This window comes from Allostigmatella hybrida (genome assembly GCF_020103775.1).
GTDB classification, from domain to species: Bacteria; Myxococcota; Myxococcia; order Myxococcales; family Myxococcaceae; genus Hyalangium; species Hyalangium aurantiaca.
Genome location: NZ_JAHXBH010000003.1, coordinates 91070 through 107657 on the forward strand (window position 1 = coordinate 91070; position 16588 = coordinate 107657).

General features: G+C 69.4%; 16 protein-coding genes. 8 read left to right on the plus strand and 8 right to left on the minus strand.

Annotation, left to right across the window (positions count from 1 at the left end; all coding sequences use genetic code 11):
* Positions 1 to 12 precede the first annotated feature (12 nt).
* Positions 13 to 372: a hypothetical protein gene (locus KY661_RS07490; protein ID WP_225409555.1), complete on the minus strand. Its 360-nt coding sequence runs from the start codon at positions 370 to 372 to the stop codon at positions 13 to 15.
* 239 nt (positions 373 to 611) lie between these two features.
* Here KY661_RS07490 and KY661_RS07495 point away from each other — a divergent pair, with 239 nt between their 5' ends.
* From KY661_RS07495 to KY661_RS07505, 3 genes are read left to right on the plus strand one after another with little or no spacing between them, the layout of a single operon-like run.
* Positions 612 to 2063 (plus strand): sensor histidine kinase, encoded by a 1452-nt coding sequence (locus tag KY661_RS07495; RefSeq protein ID WP_225409556.1) that lies wholly within the window; start codon positions 612 to 614, stop codon positions 2061 to 2063.
* Positions 2063 to 3433, plus strand: a complete 1371-nt coding sequence (locus tag KY661_RS07500) for a sigma-54-dependent transcriptional regulator (RefSeq protein ID WP_225409557.1) — start codon at positions 2063 to 2065, stop codon at positions 3431 to 3433. Before KY661_RS07495 ends, KY661_RS07500 begins: the two co-directional genes overlap by 1 nt.
* Before the next feature lie 34 nt (positions 3434 to 3467).
* Entirely contained in the window at positions 3468 to 3899 is a 432-nt protein-coding gene (locus tag KY661_RS07505; protein WP_225409558.1) for a response regulator, read from the plus strand.
* Here the strand turns inward: KY661_RS07505 and KY661_RS07510 are convergent.
* The 5 genes from KY661_RS07510 to KY661_RS07530 form a co-directional block, all read right to left on the minus strand.
* A complete protein-coding gene (locus KY661_RS07510; RefSeq protein WP_225409559.1) occupies positions 3896 to 4459 on the minus strand; it encodes a hypothetical protein in 564 nt (187 codons plus the stop codon). The genes KY661_RS07505 and KY661_RS07510 overlap by 4 nt on opposite strands.
* Positions 4460 to 4526: 67 nt before the next feature.
* Entirely contained in the window at positions 4527 to 5555 is a 1029-nt protein-coding gene (locus KY661_RS07515) for a proton-conducting transporter transmembrane domain-containing protein (RefSeq protein ID WP_225409560.1), read from the minus strand.
* 35 nt (positions 5556 to 5590) lie between these two features.
* Positions 5591 to 6889 (minus strand): proton-conducting transporter transmembrane domain-containing protein, encoded by a 1299-nt coding sequence (locus KY661_RS07520; protein ID WP_225409561.1) that lies wholly within the window; start codon positions 6887 to 6889, stop codon positions 5591 to 5593.
* The gene (locus tag KY661_RS07525) at positions 6886 to 9414 is read right to left on the minus strand and encodes a DUF2309 domain-containing protein (protein ID WP_225409562.1); all 2529 of its coding nucleotides are present in this window, start codon (positions 9412 to 9414) and stop codon (positions 6886 to 6888) included. The genes KY661_RS07520 and KY661_RS07525 overlap by 4 nt, the downstream gene beginning before the upstream one ends.
* Before the next feature lie 24 nt (positions 9415 to 9438).
* Positions 9439 to 10914: a SulP family inorganic anion transporter gene (locus KY661_RS07530; protein ID WP_225409563.1), complete on the minus strand. Its 1476-nt coding sequence runs from the start codon at positions 10912 to 10914 to the stop codon at positions 9439 to 9441.
* Between the two features lie 335 nt (positions 10915 to 11249).
* Between KY661_RS07530 and KY661_RS07535 the strand changes: the two genes are divergently transcribed.
* The 3 genes from KY661_RS07535 (at position 11250) to KY661_RS07545 (ending at position 13077) form a co-directional block, all read left to right on the plus strand.
* A complete protein-coding gene (locus KY661_RS07535) occupies positions 11250 to 12014 on the plus strand; it encodes a tetratricopeptide repeat protein (RefSeq protein ID WP_317987230.1) in 765 nt (254 codons plus the stop codon).
* A gap of 101 nt (positions 12015 to 12115) precedes the next feature.
* Positions 12116 to 12346, plus strand: a complete 231-nt coding sequence (locus KY661_RS07540; RefSeq protein WP_075005262.1) for a hypothetical protein — start codon at positions 12116 to 12118, stop codon at positions 12344 to 12346.
* Positions 12347 to 12417: 71 nt separating this feature from the next.
* On the plus strand, positions 12418 to 13077 hold the full coding sequence (locus KY661_RS07545; RefSeq protein ID WP_225409565.1) for a class I SAM-dependent methyltransferase: 660 nt from the start codon (positions 12418 to 12420) through the stop codon (positions 13075 to 13077).
* A gap of 3 nt (positions 13078 to 13080) precedes the next feature.
* Here the strand turns inward: KY661_RS07545 and KY661_RS07550 are convergent, their stop codons facing one another.
* Entirely contained in the window at positions 13081 to 14241 is a 1161-nt protein-coding gene (locus KY661_RS07550) for a hypothetical protein (RefSeq protein ID WP_225409566.1), read from the minus strand.
* Positions 14242 to 14495: 254 nt separating this feature from the next.
* Between KY661_RS07550 and KY661_RS07555 the strand changes: the two genes are divergently transcribed.
* Complete coding sequence (locus KY661_RS07555) at positions 14496 to 15359, plus strand: GspE/PulE/PilB domain-containing protein (protein ID WP_225409567.1); 864 nt, start codon at positions 14496 to 14498, stop codon at positions 15357 to 15359.
* Between the two features lie 156 nt (positions 15360 to 15515).
* On the opposite strand, the gene KY661_RS37530 is transcribed toward KY661_RS07555, so the two are convergent.
* Complete coding sequence (locus tag KY661_RS37530; protein ID WP_317987231.1) at positions 15516 to 15644, minus strand: hypothetical protein; 129 nt, start codon at positions 15642 to 15644, stop codon at positions 15516 to 15518.
* Here KY661_RS37530 and KY661_RS07560 point away from each other — a divergent pair.
* On the plus strand, positions 15637 to 16584 hold the full coding sequence (locus KY661_RS07560) for a GTP-binding protein (protein ID WP_225409568.1): 948 nt from the start codon (positions 15637 to 15639) through the stop codon (positions 16582 to 16584). The genes KY661_RS37530 and KY661_RS07560 overlap by 8 nt on opposite strands.
* Positions 16585 to 16588: the final 4 nt, after the last annotated feature.

Genomic DNA, 16588 nt, shown 5'->3' on the forward strand with positions numbered 1-16588 from the left:
TTTCAACACCTCCTACTGACTATAGGTGACAGCGTTCGTCGCCGAGAACGGAACCGACTTCGCCGAGGGCTGAGAGAGAATGGCCGACGCGTTGGTCCACAGCCACGTGCCGCGCGCATACGGAACGCTGAGCACATACGTACACGTGCTGCTGTCAACACACGTCTTCGAGCCCGAGCGATCCTGGCGCGGGCCGTCCACGGACGCGTTGACGGTGATGGCGTTCACCACAGCATCGCACGTGGTGGTGAAATGGAAATACATCAACCCGGTGCCCAGCCCGAACGTGGGGCCCTCGGCGGTGGCCTGACACGTGGGAACAGCTGCGCCTGAAACATCCGCCGTGACGAGATGAAGTGAAGCCAAACCCATAAGCAACAATCCCGTCATGACCGCTCTCCCTCGTGGAGCAGAGGCGCGCACAGCGCTTCCGCGTCTAAAAAGATCATCCCGGATATTTTCGAGTTTCTGCTTTCACTTACGCGCCAAACTTCACGACGTGTTCTGATTGTTTATGAAATCAGTGAAACTCAGAGACCCCTGTTGTACGCCGCACACAGTGGTAGCACCCTTTTGCGCGGATACCGGATACATGGTTTGTCGAAGCCTCCGTGAAACTCGCGCGCAAAATCACCCTCGCCCTCACGCTGCTGGCCATCGCCGTCATGACGGTGCTGGAGACGCTGGAAGTCCGCCGGGAGCTGGACCGTTCCGCCATTGACATGCGGCACGACCACCGGCTGCTGGGCCACACCCTGGCGGGCTCCATCGCCCGGGCCTGGCAGGAGGAAGGCGAAGCCGAGGCGCTCACGCTGCTGGAGCAGGCCAACCGCTTCCAGGCCCAGGTGTACCTGCGCTGGGTGTGGCTGGATGGGGCCCAGGGCCACGTGCCCCCGGCCCTCCCCGCCCCGCTGCTGGGCACGCTCCGCGCCGGGCAGGATGGCTCGCGGGTGGACAACAGCGCGGGCGCCGGGATGCTGCGCTCCTACACCCCGGTCTTCATCAACACGCACCTGGGGGCCATTGAAATCTCCGAGTCCCTGGGCGAGGAGCACCAGCACGTGCGCAACACGGTGCAGAACGCGGCCATCGCCACCTGCGCCATCGCCGGGGCGTTCCTGCTGGTGGCCATGGCGATGGGCCGCCGCCTCGTCGGCAAGCCCGTCAATCAGCTCGTGCGGCTGGCGCACCGCATCGGCGAGGGCCACCTGCAGGAGCGCGTCTACCTGAGCCAGAACGACGAGCTGCGCACGCTCGCCGTGGCGATGAACCGCATGGCGGAGCTGCTCCTGGCGGCCCGGGAGAAGATCGCCCAGGAGACCACCGCGCACCTGTCCACGCTCGAGCGGCTGCGGCATGCGGACCGGCTCACCACCGTGGGCAAGCTGGCCTCGGGCGTGGCGCACGAGCTGGGCACCCCGCTCAACGTGGTGCTCGGCCGCGCGAAGATGATCTCCTCCGGCGAGGCGGTGGGCGAGGAGGTGGCCGAGTGCGCGCAGATCATCTCCCAGCAGGCCCAGCACATGACGCGCATCATCCGCCAGCTCCTGGACTTCGCCCGCCGCCGCGCGCCCCGCCGGGCCCCGGAGAACATCGCCCAGCTCGTCACGCACACCCTGGCGCTGCTGCGGCCCCTGGCCAGCAAGCGCAGCGTCACCCTGGTCTCCGAGGTGCCCGAGTCCCTGGTCCTGGAGGTGGACAACGGCCAGCTTCAGCAGGTGCTCACCAACCTGGTGATGAACGGCATCCATGCCATGAAGCGCCCCGGTACCCTGCGCGTGCGCGCCGGGCCTGCCCGCGCGGCCGTCCCCAGCGAGCCGGGCGCCCCGGAGACGGAGTGGATCCGCCTGGACGTGGAGGACGAGGGCGAGGGCATCCAGCCGGAGGACCTGCCCCACATCTTCGATCCGTTCTTCACCACCAAGGACGTGGGCGAGGGCACGGGCCTGGGGCTGTCCGTCTCCCATGGGCTCGTGCAGGACCATGGCGGCTGGATTGCCGTGCACAGCGAGCCCGGCCGTGGCAGTTGCTTCTCCGTGTATCTTCCCCCCGGAGGCCCCTGATGCCAGGCCGGATCCTGATCGTCGAGGACGAGCGCGAGATGCGCGCCCTGCTGGAAAAAGGGCTCACCCGCCGGGGCTTCACGCCCGTGGGGCTCGCGTCCGCGGACGAGGCCCTGGCGCTCTCCTCCCAGGAGGACTTCGACACGGTCCTCACGGACTTGCAGATGCCGGGGCTCAACGGCCTGGAGCTGTGCGAGCGCATCGCGCTCAACCGGCCGGACATTCCCGTGGTGGTGGTGACGGCCTTCGGCAGCCTGGAGACGGCGGTGGGCGCCATGCGCGCCGGGGCCTACGACTTCGTCACCAAACCGGTGGACCTGGACGCGTTGGTGTTCGTCCTGGAGCGGGCGGTACAGCACCGCGCGCTGCGCGAGGAGGTGCGGCGGCTGCGGCACGTGCTCGGCCAGGAGGCCGGGACGCGGGAGTTGCTGGGCAAGAGCCCGGTGATGGCCCAGGCCCAGGCGCTCATCGAGCGTGTGGCCGAGGTGGACACCACCGTGCTCATCACCGGCGAGAGCGGCACGGGCAAGGAAGTCACCGCCCGGGCCCTGCACACCCAGAGCCGCCGCCGGGACGGGCCCTTCGTGGCCATCAACTGCGCGGCCATGCCCGAGCACCTGCTGGAGAGCGAGCTGTTCGGCCACGCGAAGGGTGCCTTCACCGGAGCCCAGACGGCGCGCACGGGCCTGTTCCTCCAGGCCAACGGCGGCACGCTCTTGCTGGACGAGGTGGGCGAGATGCCCCTGGGGCTCCAGCCCAAGCTGCTGCGGGCGATCCAGGAGCGCAAGGTGCGCCCCCTGGGCAGCAACACGGAGGTGGAGTTCGACGCGCGCATCCTCGCGGCCACCAACCGGGACCTGGAGCTGGCGGTGCAGGAGAACCGCTTCCGCGAGGACCTGTACTACCGGCTCAACGTCATCAACATCGAGCTGCCCCCGCTGCGCGCCCGCGGCAATGACGTGCTGTTGCTGTCCCAGCGCTTCATCGAGCAGTACGCCACGCGCAACGCCAAGCGCGTGGTGGGGCTCTCCCCCGCCGCCGCCCAGCGGCTGCTGGCCTACGGCTGGCCCGGCAACGTGCGGGAGCTGCAGAACTGCATCGAGCGCGCCGTGGCGCTCACCACCTTCGAGCAGCTCACCGTGGAGGATCTGCCCGAGCGCATCCGCAACTACAGCGCCCCCCGGGTGCTCCCCGAGGTGACGGACGTGTCGGAGCTGGTGACGCTGGAGGAGGTGGAGCGCCGCTACATTCACCGCGTGGTGGAGGCCGTGGGCGGCAGCCGCACCCTGGCCGCGCGCATCCTCGGCGTGGACCGCAAGACGCTCTACCGCAAGCTGGAGCGCCGCGAGGAGCCTCCCGACAAGCCCTGAGGTGGCACGGGAAATGCTGGTTTGGAGCGGCAGGATGAAGCACTCGCCACCGCGTACCGAGGGAATGCCCGCCGATGCCACGCCCCGCCTGCTGCTGGCGGAGGATGACACGGAGCTGCGGTGCTTGCTGTCGCGGGCCTTGCGGCGTTCGGGGTTCGACGTCACCGAACTCCGGGATGGGCGGGAGACGCTGAGCCTGCTGGTGCACTGCGCGACGCAGGCCCCCGAGCAGCTGCCCCACCTGCTCATCAGCGATGTGCGGATGCCGGGCTGCACGGGGCTGGAGGTGCTGGCCCAGCTGCGGCGCGTGCACGCGGGGCTCCCGGTCATCCTCATCACCAGCTTCGGGGACGAGGAGACCCATGAGGAGGCCCGGCGGCTCGGCGCGGCCCAGGTCATCGACAAGCCGTTCGACGTGGACGAGCTGTGTGCCGCGGCCTGGACGCTGGTGCCCTCGCTGCCCTAATCCTGCTTCCGGATCGTATAGCCGCTGAGGGTGACGGGCTTGCCCTCCTTCTGGCGGGCCTCGCGCGTCTTCTGGGCCGCGGCCTGGACGAGATCCAGGTACTGGGAGTCGTTCTTCAGGCCGGTGAGCAGGTGCTTCGCGTTCTCACCGTTCACCATGGTCGACTTGGTGTTGCCGAGGATGCTCACCTGCGCCATCACCGGCAGCGAGCAGGCCCCGTTCTCCTTGAACACCGCCGGGTGCATCCGGATGAAGTCGTCGTAGACATGGTCCGCGCCCTGCTCCTTGAGCAGCTTGGTGGCCGCGCGGTGCAGCGTCTCGCGGTTGGACTCGCTGTAGGTCCGCGCTTCCGGGTGGCGGTACGAGGGCTCGGCGTCCTTGAACTGCTTCTGGACCTCCACCATCTCCTTCCACTTGCCGGCGTTGGCCGGATCGGCCTCGGCCATCTTCTTGTAGAAGTCGTCCTGGCCGATGGAGGCCTTCAGGTCCTTATAGGCCGGCTTGGAAGAGGGATAGGAAGGAGGGGTCTGGGGAGCAGATCCAAAGATTCGCTTGAACATGTTTGGCTCTCCTGTGTGTGTGTCTTGCCTAGATTGTCGGCAGGAGGCGCCAAACGTTGCGCCCCCGTTACACGAAGAGCGCGGGAACGAAACCTCCCAGGATGACGAGCCCCGTCACCGCCGTCAGCAGCGCCACGCGCCAGCGGCGGGAGGCCACGCGGGAGGGAAGGTCTCTCAGCTCGGGGCGCGTGGGCCCGCAGAAGAGGCTCGCGTAGACCCGGTAGAACACGATGCCGTTCAGCGCCGTGGCGGCCAGGAAACCGATCGTGGCCGTGAGGGAGTGCTCCAGGAGCGCGTGGAAGAGCAGGTCCTCCGCGAAGAAGGCCAGGCCTCCCGGGAGCCCGACGAAGAGCCACCCCATGGCGATGAAGAGCCGGTGCAAGTCCGGCGCCACCTCGGCCAGCCCGTTGTCCGGCGCCAGCCGTTCGATGCCATAGGTGTCCTTGATCAGGCCGGTGATGGTCATCAGCACGAAGCTGCCCGCCACGGTGGAGATGAGGAGCACCCGGGCCGACTCCCAGCCGATGTGTCCGGCGAAGGCGCCCGCCATCAGCAGCCAGGACTGCGAGAAGGTGATGGCCGAGAGCGCCCGCGTGGGCTCCTTGCGCACCAGCCCGAGGCCAGACTGCACGAGGGCGCTCGCCACGAAGAGGATCAGCACCACGGTGCCCCGCGAGCCGCTGAGCGCGGTGGGGTCCTCCCCCACGGCGCGGTGGAGCCAGGCCACCCCCGGCTGGCAAAGCAGGAGCAGGAGGAACTCCTGCCACTGGAGCCGCCGGCGCAGGTCCTCCACCCACAGGTGGAACGGCAGGAGCCCTCCGGCCACGGCGGCCCCCAGCGCGGCAAGCGGCTGCGCCGGCGTGGTCCAGATCGCCAGCACCGTGGTCACCAGCCCCGCCACCATCGGCAGGAGGGGGATGCGGCCGGAGCGCCCCGGGCCTCCCACGCTGGCCCGCACGCACAGCCACACGAAGAAGGCCGCCCACGCCACGGCGAACAGCGGACGCGTCGGGGCCAGCCAGATGCCCAGCGCGGCGGCACCGCCCACCCCCAAGGACCACCAGCCCGTGGCACGGGCGGGAATGGCTGCGGCCATCTGTCCTTCACCGAGATTCAAGGATGCTTCGGCCATCAGCTGTTCCGCTGGCGCGGGGAGCCCCCGAGCAGACGGTCCTCAAGGGTGGCAAGCCACGTAAAGAACCCCAGGAAGGGCTGCGCGATGAAGCGCCACTGGATGCTGTCCAGCCAGAACAGCCGCGAGGCCGCCAGGTACAGCGACTGGCGGGCCCCCACGGGCAGCAGCAGCTCCCAGCGGGCACGCCGCCGCAGGCGGACCTCCGTCCCCACGAGCGGGTTGTCCTGAAAGTCCTGGATGAGCGAGGAGGAGCGCAGGAACTGCCACGATCTCAGGCCGGCATGCGCGCACAGGTGGACGAGCGCGAGCGTGTGCAGCCCGAGGCTGATCTCCACGTACAGCAGCCCGAGCTGCGCCATCGTCGCATAGGCCAGCGACGTCTTCGCATCGGGGCGCGTGTGGCCCACGAGCGTGGCGAACACCGCCGTCAGCAGGCCCACCGCCGCCATGGCCACGCGCACCCCCGGGTGCGGCATCCACAGCGCGCTCGTGCGCAGGAGCAGCAAGGGCCCCAGGTGGACGGACAGCGCGCCATAGAAGATGGCGCTCGAGGACGCCGGACCCTCCATGGCGCGGTGGAGCCAGGGCGACATGGGAAACTGGGCGGACTTCGCCAGCGTGGCGAACAGCAGCACCAGGGCCACCCCCGCCGCCGTGGGCACCGAGGCGTTCTCCGCGAAGTGGGAGAAGTCCGCGGTGGGCAGCGCGTGGTGGATCCACATGGCCGCGCCGAGCAGCCCCAGATCGCACACGCGGTAGTAGACGAGCGCGCGCAGGCTGTTCTGGTAGCTGCGTGGGTTGCGCCGGAAGAAGGCGATCAGCATCACCGACGAGACGCCCACCAGCTCCCAGCCCAGGTAGAGCACGTCGATGTTGCCCGCGAGCGACACGGACGTGAGCGCGAAGGCCAGCAGCGTCACGAGGAACCAGTAGCGCTGGGAGCCCGGCTCCCGGTGGAACGATGGCCGGGAGAAGCGCACGATGACTGGGTAGATGAGCGCCACCAGGGCCATGTACGTGACGGAGAGCCGGTCGATGAGCAGCACCACCCGCCACTCGTAGCCGTGCGTCACGAGCAGGGGCGGCGTCGCCACCTCCACGAGGCGCTCGGGCGTCTGGACGAAGAGGACCCCCAGGACCAGGGCCGCGGCCAGCAACCCCGAGGCATGCGCCACGGCGAGCCGCTGGGTGAGCCGCTCCGGAAGCCGGAGGCCGCACAGCTGGGCGATCCCGAGCACGGCGGGAATGAGCGCCGCCCAGGCCACGGCCAGCAGGGAGAAGTTCTGGAGGTTCACGCGTACACCTCGGCGGACCGGTCGTGGCGAAGATCGAGGATGGCGGGCAAGGCGGGCGGCTTCACCTCACGGAACTCCGGCCACAGCGCACGCCAGGGCACGAAGTTCTGGCCCTCCCAGAGTTCGATGGCGCGGGTGGAGGGATCGATCCGCACCAGCCGCATCCACTCTCCCCGCACCATGCGGCGCATGCGCGGATGGGTGTCGATCAGGTGCCGCAGATCCTTCTCGGTGGCCTCCACGGCCACGAGGATGCGCATGGGCTCGTGCAGCTCCACCATCTGCTGGGCCAGGCCGATGCGCAGGTCGCTCTTGGAGCCGGTGAGCACACCCAGCAGGGACACGACGTTCAGCGGCAGCTTGGAGCCCGCGCCGAACCCCTCGTTGTCCACGCGCGAGAAGTAGTAGTCCATGGCGATGTTCACCGCCACGGGCACCGTGCCGAGGATGGCCGAGCGCATGTTCGCCCCACCCTGGTCCTGCGTCGGATCGTACGACACGAGGAAGGAGCGGCGATCGAGGAACGTCTGCGCCGTCAGCTCCCGCCGTCCGACAATGCAGGCCGCGACGCGGTTGTGGCCGTACTCGGGCCGGGGCTGGGAGAGATCATGGCCCCGGTCGAGCACGTGCTGCGCCGCCGCCTCCAAGCCCACCTTGGGCCCCTGGCTGAACCGCTGGCACCGCTCCAGGGCGTTCATCCGGCACGCCCGGCCCATGCGCGCCTCCAGCTCCGCCACCTCCGCCAGGCGCTCCGCCGGGAGCCGGTCCCGGTCGAGCACCTCCACGGTGTCCACGCTGGTGTCGTGGTAGCAGGCCACGAAGAGCGTGGTGGCCGGGATGTTCAGCCCCCGCGCGGCCAGACGCTCACGGATCTCGGGGCGGTTGGCCATCAGCGTGAAGGCCCGGGCGTTGGGCTCGCCCGGGTTGCCCGAGCACGCGCCGCAGCCGTACGCCTGCCGGAACGGGTTGTTCGTGTTCGTCGAGCCGTGGGCCACCACCGCCACCATCGGGGCGAACTGACGCGTCAGCCCGATGGTCTTCAGGGCGCCTTCAACGATGTTCGCCTGCTCATCCAGCGAGTACCCGCCCTGCGCATCCAGCGCCAGGGCCGTGCGCGGGTGCGGGAAGGCCTTGCGCTGCACGGCGCGGCGCAGCCGGGTCATCCGGCTGGGCATCAGCACCTTCAGCACCAGCGGCAGGAAGCTCAACAGCCCCAGCGCCAGCGAGACGAAGAAGCCGCGGATCAACGTCCGCGAGTGGTAGAAGCTGAAGAGCTGCGCCCTGCCCCCGGCCCGGCCCGCGCTGCGCGCCCGCGCCAGCCGCTCGGCCTCTCCGTCGAGGGGCACTTCCTTGATGGTGCGCGAGGGCTCGACGACGGGGGGACACTGGCGGGTGGCGCGGCTGGCGCCCACGGCCTCGAAGCGCATGTCCACGTTGAAGAAGCCCACGTAGCCCCAGGTCTCGATGCCGCACGCCTTCGACTCGAGCGCGCGCCGCATGGACTCTTCCCGGTCATCCATGCACATCAAGGCCTGGAAGCGCGGCGCGGCGCTCACCACCCCGGGCGTGTCCGGACGAAGCCCCTTCTCGATGTGGGCCAGGAAGTCGCCCGCGAAGGACCGCTCGTAGGCCTCCTGCCACAGGTGCAGCCGGCCCAGGGACACCGTCTCGGGGGCCACCGCGGGCCGGGCCAGCACTTCCGCCCGGCGGGTGCCGTGCCGTTCCATCAGCCACGCATCCAGCGCGTGCGTGGAGACGAGCATCACCGCCAGCCAGTCCTTGAGCGAGGCCTGCGGCGCCTCCACCGGGGCGAGCGCGGGCTCGGCCTCCAGGCGCATGACCATGCCCGACCAGCCCTTGAGCGCGAAGAGCGTCTCCAGGCAGTACGCGGCCTCCTGTCCCTCGGGGGCCGCCTCGCGCACCTCGGCTTCGATGATCTCGTCCACCGTGCGCCCTGCCCGTTCGTGGGCCTCCTGCCTCGCCTTGAGCGGGCCCGCCCAGTCGAACCCCCAGCCCGGCGCGGCGTGAACGCTCGCCTGGAAGTACCCCCAGAGCGCCCCCTCGTTGAAGGGGTTGGCCCAGGCCGCCATGCCCTGGTCGAGGAACGAAGCGATGAGCGGCACGACGAAGTCCTGCAGCATCCGGTCGTAGGAGGCGTGGTACGCGGCGTCCAGGCGCGGGGCGGCGCGCAGCAACGGCACCGGCGCCACGCTGTTGCCGAACGACGGCTCGGCCAGGAACCGCTCCACCCGGTCCGGCCCGCTGCCGGGCAGGGCCTGGGCGAGCACCGCGTCCAGGCTCTCCCGCCGGATGCGGCCCCGCTGGAGCTCCGAGCGGTAGAAGTCCTCGGTCTCGTAGGGCCGCGCCCGGTAGAGCGCCGCCGCCTCGCGGACCACCTCCCGGAACGGCCGGTCCTCCAGGTTGAGCAGGATGTTGTTGTGGATGAAAGCCCAAAGAGGGTTCTGGATCGGCAGCTTGGGGCGGCACTCGGAGAGCCAGCCGTCCACGCGAGAGGGGGTATCCATGGGCTTCACCTGTCCGGGTCTGCTTTAGGCGGCGGTGCTGAGCGAACGGGGTAGAAGCTCCCGCCAGAGCACGTCCAGCGGCTCCTTCACGACCTTGCCGCCGGCGTTCTGGTACCCCACGCGCCAGGCGCGGATGGCCTCGATGGCCGCGTGATCGATCTGGTCCACCTCGAACCGCATGTGCACCGTGCGGGCGGGCGGGATGGAGCGCAGCTGCGACGTCACCGCGGGCACCGACAGGAAGCTCAGGTGGCCCCGGAGCGTCACGTGGATCTCCTCGCCGCGCGTCTCCGTGGAGAGGTTCACCTTGGCCGTGCGGCGCAGCAGCAGCACCAGCGCCAGGGCGAAGCCGATGCCAATGCCCCAGAGCAGGTTGATGAAGACGACGCCCGTCAGGGTGACCGCGTAGACGATGACCTCGTTGAACTCGGCGATCTTGCGGATCTCCTTGATCTTCACCAGGTTCACGCCGACGTGCACGAGCAGCGCCGCGAGCGCCGCCATGGGCACGCGCGCCAGCACGCCGGAGAACATCAGCACGAACACCAGCATCCACACGCCGTGGAGGATGGCCGACAGGCGCGTCTTCGCGTCGGCGGCGATGTTCGTGGAGCTGCGCACGATGACGCCCGTGACGGGCAGGCCTCCCACGAGGCCCGAGAGCGTATTGCCCACGCCCTGGGCGAACAGCTCGCGGTTCAGGTTCGCCCGGGGCCCGGAGTGGAGCTGATCGGTGGCCACGGCGCACAGCAGCGACTCGGCGCTGGCCACCACGAAGAGCGCCAGGGCCGCCAGCACCAGGTCTCCAATGGGATGGCCGCCCAGGGTGGGCAGGTGAAACTCCTGGAAGACGCCAGCCCCAATGGACACGCGGGGGATTTCCCCCGGCACGAAGAACGACATGAGGGTGCCCACCACGACGGCGATCAGCGAGCCGGGGATGAGGCGCACGCGCTTGGCCACGAAGCGGTTCCACGCGAGGAGGACGAGCAGCGTCGAGCCGCCGACGATGAGCGCGCTGACGTTCACATGGGGCACGGAGTCCGCCAGCCCCAGGATGTTGTTGAGCGCCGAGCCCTTGGGCGTGTGGCCCAGCAACACGTGCATCTGGCCCAGCGCGATGAGGATGCCGATACCGGCCAGCATCGCCTGCAGCACCGCCGGGGAGATGGCGAGCGCGGCCTGCGCGATGCCCGCCGAGCCCGCGGCGATCTGAAGGATGCCGGCCATGGCGGCGACGACGCACGTGGTCTCGAAGCCGAACTTCTGCACGAAGCCATAGACCATGACGGACAGGCCCGCCGCGGGACCGCTCACCTGCAACGGCGCTCCGCCCAGCACGCCCACGACGATGCCCCCGACGATGGCGGCGATGAGGCCCGCCTGGACTGGGGCTCCCGACGCCACGGCGATGCCCAGCGACAGCGGCAGCGCGACCAGGAAGACCACCAAGGACGCGGGGACGTCCTTGATCAGCGAGGATGAAAGGCTCGAACTCATGAAGCTTTCCTTATGGGTACTGGGCGAAAACGGGAGCACGGACAGGGGACGAGCAAGCGCCCTCGGGTACTTACTGCCCTAAGCAAAGGGTGCGCCACGTCCCGGAGGGCCGCTGTCAGGAGGCGAAATGCCGCTGCGCGGCATGGGGCTGGGGCAGGCTGCCCCGCGGGATGAGGACATGGGGCACTCTGCCCCACGGCCCCCTCCCTCCGAGGGGGGCCCAGGGGGCGGCCAGACGACCTGCTGGGAAGGGTGGCCGGGAAGAATTCGGCTATGCTCCGGCGCACGCAACGCTTGAAAGGCTGTGCATGAACCGATTGGGAAGACTGGGGTGGATGCTCGGAGTGCTCACGCTGACGGCGGCCACCGGCTGTGAAGAGAAGCCGGAGCCCGCCAAGATCCACCGCGTGAAGGGCAGCGACCACCTCAGCAAGAAGGAATGGAAGGAAGCCGCCGCGGCGTACGAGCTGTCGCTCCAGGCGGACCCCAAGCAGGACAAGGTCTGGGAGAAGAAGGCCTACGCCCACATGCAGATGGGCGAGACGGACAAGGCCGTCGAGTCCTTGCTGAAGCTCATGGAGTTCAAGACCGAGCCCGCGCAGAAGGCGGAGCTGTACCGCGGCCTGGCGAGCCTCCACATGACGGGCGGCCAGAGCGACAAGGCCGAGCAGTACTTCAACGAGGCGCTGAAGCTCGAGCCCAAGGACGAGGCGTCCCTCGGGTGGCTGGCGGAGATCTACTCGCAGCGCGGCGGCGCGCGCTCCATGGCGGCCGCGCCGGTCGAGGCGGACCTGCAGAAGTCGCTCGAGTATTACGACAAGGTGATCGCGCTCAACCCGAACTCGGCCAACACGTACCTCAACAAGCGCATCGTGATGGCCAAGTACATGGAGTACGAGAAGCAGCAGAAGGACGTGGCGGAGCTGGAGGCGAAGGAGAACGCCAAGGACGCCGCCAAGGCCGCCGAGGCGCGGGCGCGGGCCGAGCAGCACCAGGCGCGCATGGAGGAGTTCAAGAAGCAGTTCGATGAGCTCAGCCAGAAGTTCTCCGCGGCCACGAAGGCCGCCAAGGCCGCTCAGGCGGGCGCCGCCACCAAGTAGTCCAGGCGGCAACACTCGCGAAGGCCTGGGACCGGTGCCGGTTCCAGGCCTTTTGCCTTTTGTGGTCCCCGCACGGGGACGGGTGCTAGGGTGGCCGCGCCATGGCCAAGTCCCCCTGCCCCGTGTCGCTGTCGCAGTTCCAAGAGAAGGCCGAGCCCCTCAAGGTGGTGATCAACGGCCAGGAGCACATCGCCGAGGTCAAGGCGTTCTCGACCGGCTCCTTCGGCTGGTACATCAACGGCAAGACGACCGTGACCATCGATGGCAAGCCGGTCTCGGTGCAGATCGGCATGAACCTGACCGTCGTCGGCTCGAAGGAAGCCGAGCGCTGAGCCAGGCGGCTCCGCCTCCCAAGGATGACCTGGAGGAGTTCGATCTTCCCCTCCTCCAGCGCTTCGTCCTCATGGTGTCGGTGCTGCTCATCGGCATCCTCACCCGCTTCACCGACCTGGTGTTGTTGCTCGTCCGTCCCCGGCTGTTGAGGCCCTATGGGAGCCTCTGGCGGGAGGAATTCCGTCATACGCCCTACCGGGCGCGGCGCACCTTCGAGGTGATTCGTGCCTTGAAGGCCAGCGGCCAGCGCTTCCGGGAGCTCATCTACGGCGAGACGCCGCTGCTCACGGCGATCCTGGCGTTCCGCCGGGCGGGCGTGGGCCGGGGCAGCCGGTTGGTGGATCTCGGCGCGGGCCGGGGCCGGGTGCTGCTGGCGGCACGGTGGCTGGGCGCCGAGGCCCGTGGCATCGAGCTGATCGCGGACCACGTGACGCGGGTGGAAGCACCGCTGGCGCGCGTGGGGGCCCGCCTGCAGGTGGGCGATGCCACCCAGGCGGACCTGGAGGACCCCACCCACGTCTTCACCAACTGGCTGGCGCTCGAACCCGAGACGAAGGCGCGGCTCATCGAGCGGTTCCGGACGTGCCGTCCCGGAACCCGCTTCATCACCGTGACGCGGCCCATCGAAGCCCCGGACTTCGTGCGGCACTCCCGGAGGTGGATGCTCTTCACGTGGGGCATCGAATCCGTGTGGATTCACGAATACCAACCCACGGAACCTCCTCCGTAGGCATCAGGCAAAGAAGTTGGCGATGTCCTTCACCACGTCGGGGGCGGCCTCGGTCTCGCCCAGCGCACCGGCGTAGGCGCCCAGCGCGAGGGTCGCAGGGTTGACCTTGCCCGTCGTCACGGCGCTCAGCACGCCCTCGGCGGCTCCCTTCCAGGTGTTGAGCACGCCCTCCGCGCCTCCCTTGAGGACGCCGCCCAGCCCACCCTCCGACTCACCGATCCCCGTCAGCACGTTGCTGAGCCCCGGGATGAACCACGTGTGCTTGCCCACCTCGCCGGCGAACCACTGGAAGTTGTCCTTGTTGCTCCCGTCCGCCTTGACGTGGGTGTCCGACGTGGTCGGCAGCTGGTGCTCCGCGCCCAGGGAGCTGTAGCCCTTCTCGGCGAAGTCCTTCACCATGCCGGCTTCCGTCCCGTGCCGGGCGTCGCCGTCCTTGGTGATGCCCTCGATGTTGCCGTCGCCCTGCCCGTCCTTCACCTTGTTCGACCGGTCACCGCCGGTGGAGCTCTTGGCGCTGTCGATGTGCTCCAGCACCTTGGCCAGCCGGTACACGGCGTCCGGGTTCTGCTTGGCATCCTTCAGGGAGAGCTTGGGGTCGACGCCGGTCTGCTTGCACAAGTCGTTGAACTTGATGTCCTTCTGGCGGCCCAGCTTGGCCAGGACGGGCGTGTCGTTGACGATGTCCTCCGCCGACCGGTTGTCCCCCTTCGGCCGCTTCTGCGTGGCGCTCAGGCCCTCGGACTCCGGGGCCTCCGGAGCCTCCGGGGCCTGCTGCGCGATGGGAGCCTCGAGCTCAATGGGCGCCTCGAACTCAATGGGCGCCTCGAACACATCCCGGGTCGGAAGATAGGCAGGGCTCATCCGGGACTCATGGGCGCCGAAGCCACCGGCCCCGAACGCATCCACCGGGACGCGGGGCTCCCGCGCCACCCCGCCCACGCGGAGCTGCGCCAGCGGGCTGTCCAGGTGCGGCGTGCGCGAGGGACCCGGCATGGCAGGCCGGGCCTCCAGGGCGCGGGGCTCCCGCACCACCCCGCCCACGCGGAGCTGTGCCAGCGGGCTGTCCAGGTGCGGCGTGCGCGAGCGCTCCGTGGGACCGGGCGTGGCAGTGCGGGGCTGCTGAGCAACGGAGGGAAACCGGTTCGACGAGTTGATCGTGTTCATGTGTTTTCACCGTTCAGGACCGCGAGGGAGCGTGCCTGGGCCTACTGCAGCGCACATGCCACATGTCGGGCGGTGGAAGTCCTTGATTTTACAGGGCATGTTTCCCACAGAGGCGGTGACTGGAGTCAGGGGTTGATGACTTCAGTCACCAGGGCGCGACACCATCCAGCCCGCCAGGCCCTCCCCCTCCTGCCCATCGTCTTTGGGGGCGCGGGTGGCCATGAACCACCTATATGGAACCAGGCACCCGACGCATGCTGGGCGAGATCCTTCTGGAGCAAGGCGTGGTCAACCGCGCGCAGCTCCGGCTGGGGCTGGTGCACCACCACGAGGTTCGCGTTCCGTTGGGCCGGGCCCTCGTGCGGGAAGGGATCTGCACCGAATCCCAGGTGCTTCAGGCCCTCTCGGACCAGCTCGGCATTGACGCCGTGGCCCTGGAAAAGGAGCGGCTCGAGCCCAAGCTCGCCCGGCTCATCCCCACCCGGATCGCCCAGCAATACCGCATCGTGCCCCTGCGGCTGGAGCAGCGCGATCGCGAGGTGCTGCACGTCGCCCTGCCTGCCCCTGCGTCCATCGAAGCTCTGGACGCTGTCCGCGCCATCTCGGGAAAGCCCCGGGTCGAGCCCCATCTGGCCTCCGACACCGCCCTCACCCGGGCGCTCGCGGTGCTGTATGGCATCCGGGAGCCCGCCCGGGAGCCTCTGGAGGCCGCCCCCTCGCCCTCCGACGAGGCAGCCCTGCTGCTCTATGGCTGGCCGCCCGTCACCTCGGTGCTGATGACCCGGGTGCTCGCGCGGCATGGCTATGAGACGCGCGTGGTGACGCCCCTGGAGGTCTTCCACGCGGGCCCCGCCGACATCGTCCTCGCGCCCATGCAGGCCATGGAGGGGCTCCTCATGGGCGAAGCCCGGCTCAACAGCGCGCTCATCATCCATGGGGACTCGGATGGTGAGGGCTTCGAGCGGGCCCAGGCCCTGGGCGCGCGGGGGTTCCTCGCCAACCCCCTGGACGAGGAGCTGTTGCTCCGGGCCATCCACCGGCTGCGGCCTCCCGCCTCACGGGACGTGCGGCCGGCGATTCCCCGCAGCGCCCCCGCCCCGGATCTCTTGCCCGGTTGAGACAGGGCAGACGAGGGGGCAGCCTCCCGCCGTCTCCTTCGTACCTCCCCTGCCGCCCATTCCGATCGCACCTTCTGGGGGTTCCACTGGCCCCTAAATGGAGTGAACGGTGATGAAACTTTCCGCACCGCCTCGGGTGGTTGCTGTCGTGGGTGTTCAGGGAGAGGGGAAGACGGCCTTCTGGGATTCACTGATGTGGCTGGCCCGCACGAGCGCCATGCCCTGCCCCCAGAGCCCCGGGGCCCCGGCGGGACGGAGCCCACCCCAGGAGCTCTCCGTGGCCACCGTCGATCTCCAGGGCAAGCGGTGGACCTTCATCGACTGTCCCAGTGCCCCCGAGGCCTTCCAGGAGACCCAGCACGCCCTGATGATCAGCGATGCGGCCCTGGTGGTGTGTGACGCGCGGGAGGACTGCGCGCGAGCCCTGGCCCCCGTGCTGCGCTTTCTCGACTCGCGCCGCATTCCGCACTTCTTCTTCCTCAATGCCCTCAACGAGAGCGGCGCCTCGGTGCGCGCGCTGCTGAGCTCCCTCCAGGTCGTCTCCGCCCACCCCCTGGTGCTCCGGGAGTTTCCCCTCCGGGAAGGCCAGCGCACGGTGGGCGTCGTGGACCTCGTGAGCGAACTCTCCTGGGGAGTGACCGCCGCGAGCGATGCCCCGCCGATGGTGGTCCCCGCCTCCCAGCGGCCCATCGAGCAGGCCGCCCGGCGCCAGATGCTGGAGCGGCTGGCGGATCAGGACGACGAGCTGCTCGAGGCACTCGTCGAGGACTCGGTGCCGCCGCCCGAGATGCTCCACGAGCAGATGGCCCGGGCCCTGAAGGACAACCGGCTCGTGCCCGTCTTCATCGGCTCGGCCGAGCAGGGCTGGGGCCTGGCCCAGCTGCTCGAAGGGCTGCGCCACGAGGCGCCCACGGTCGAGGAGACCCGCGTGCGCCTGCACCTCACCGCCGAGGGAGGCCCCCTGGCCCAGTGCTTCAAGACGTACCATCTGCCCCAGGAGGGCAAGCAGTGCCTGATGCGCCTGTGGCGGGGACAGGTGGAGGACGGGAGCACCCTGGGCGGCATGCGCATCGAGGGCGTGCTGCGCCCCCACGGCGCGGCGCGGCACTCCATCGGTACCGCGCTGATGGGCGAGGTCATGGCCATCCGGCGCCTGGATCAGGTCCACACGGGGGATCTGGTGGGCGCCGACGGCGTCAGCCGCCCCAACGACTGGCCCCAGTAGCGCG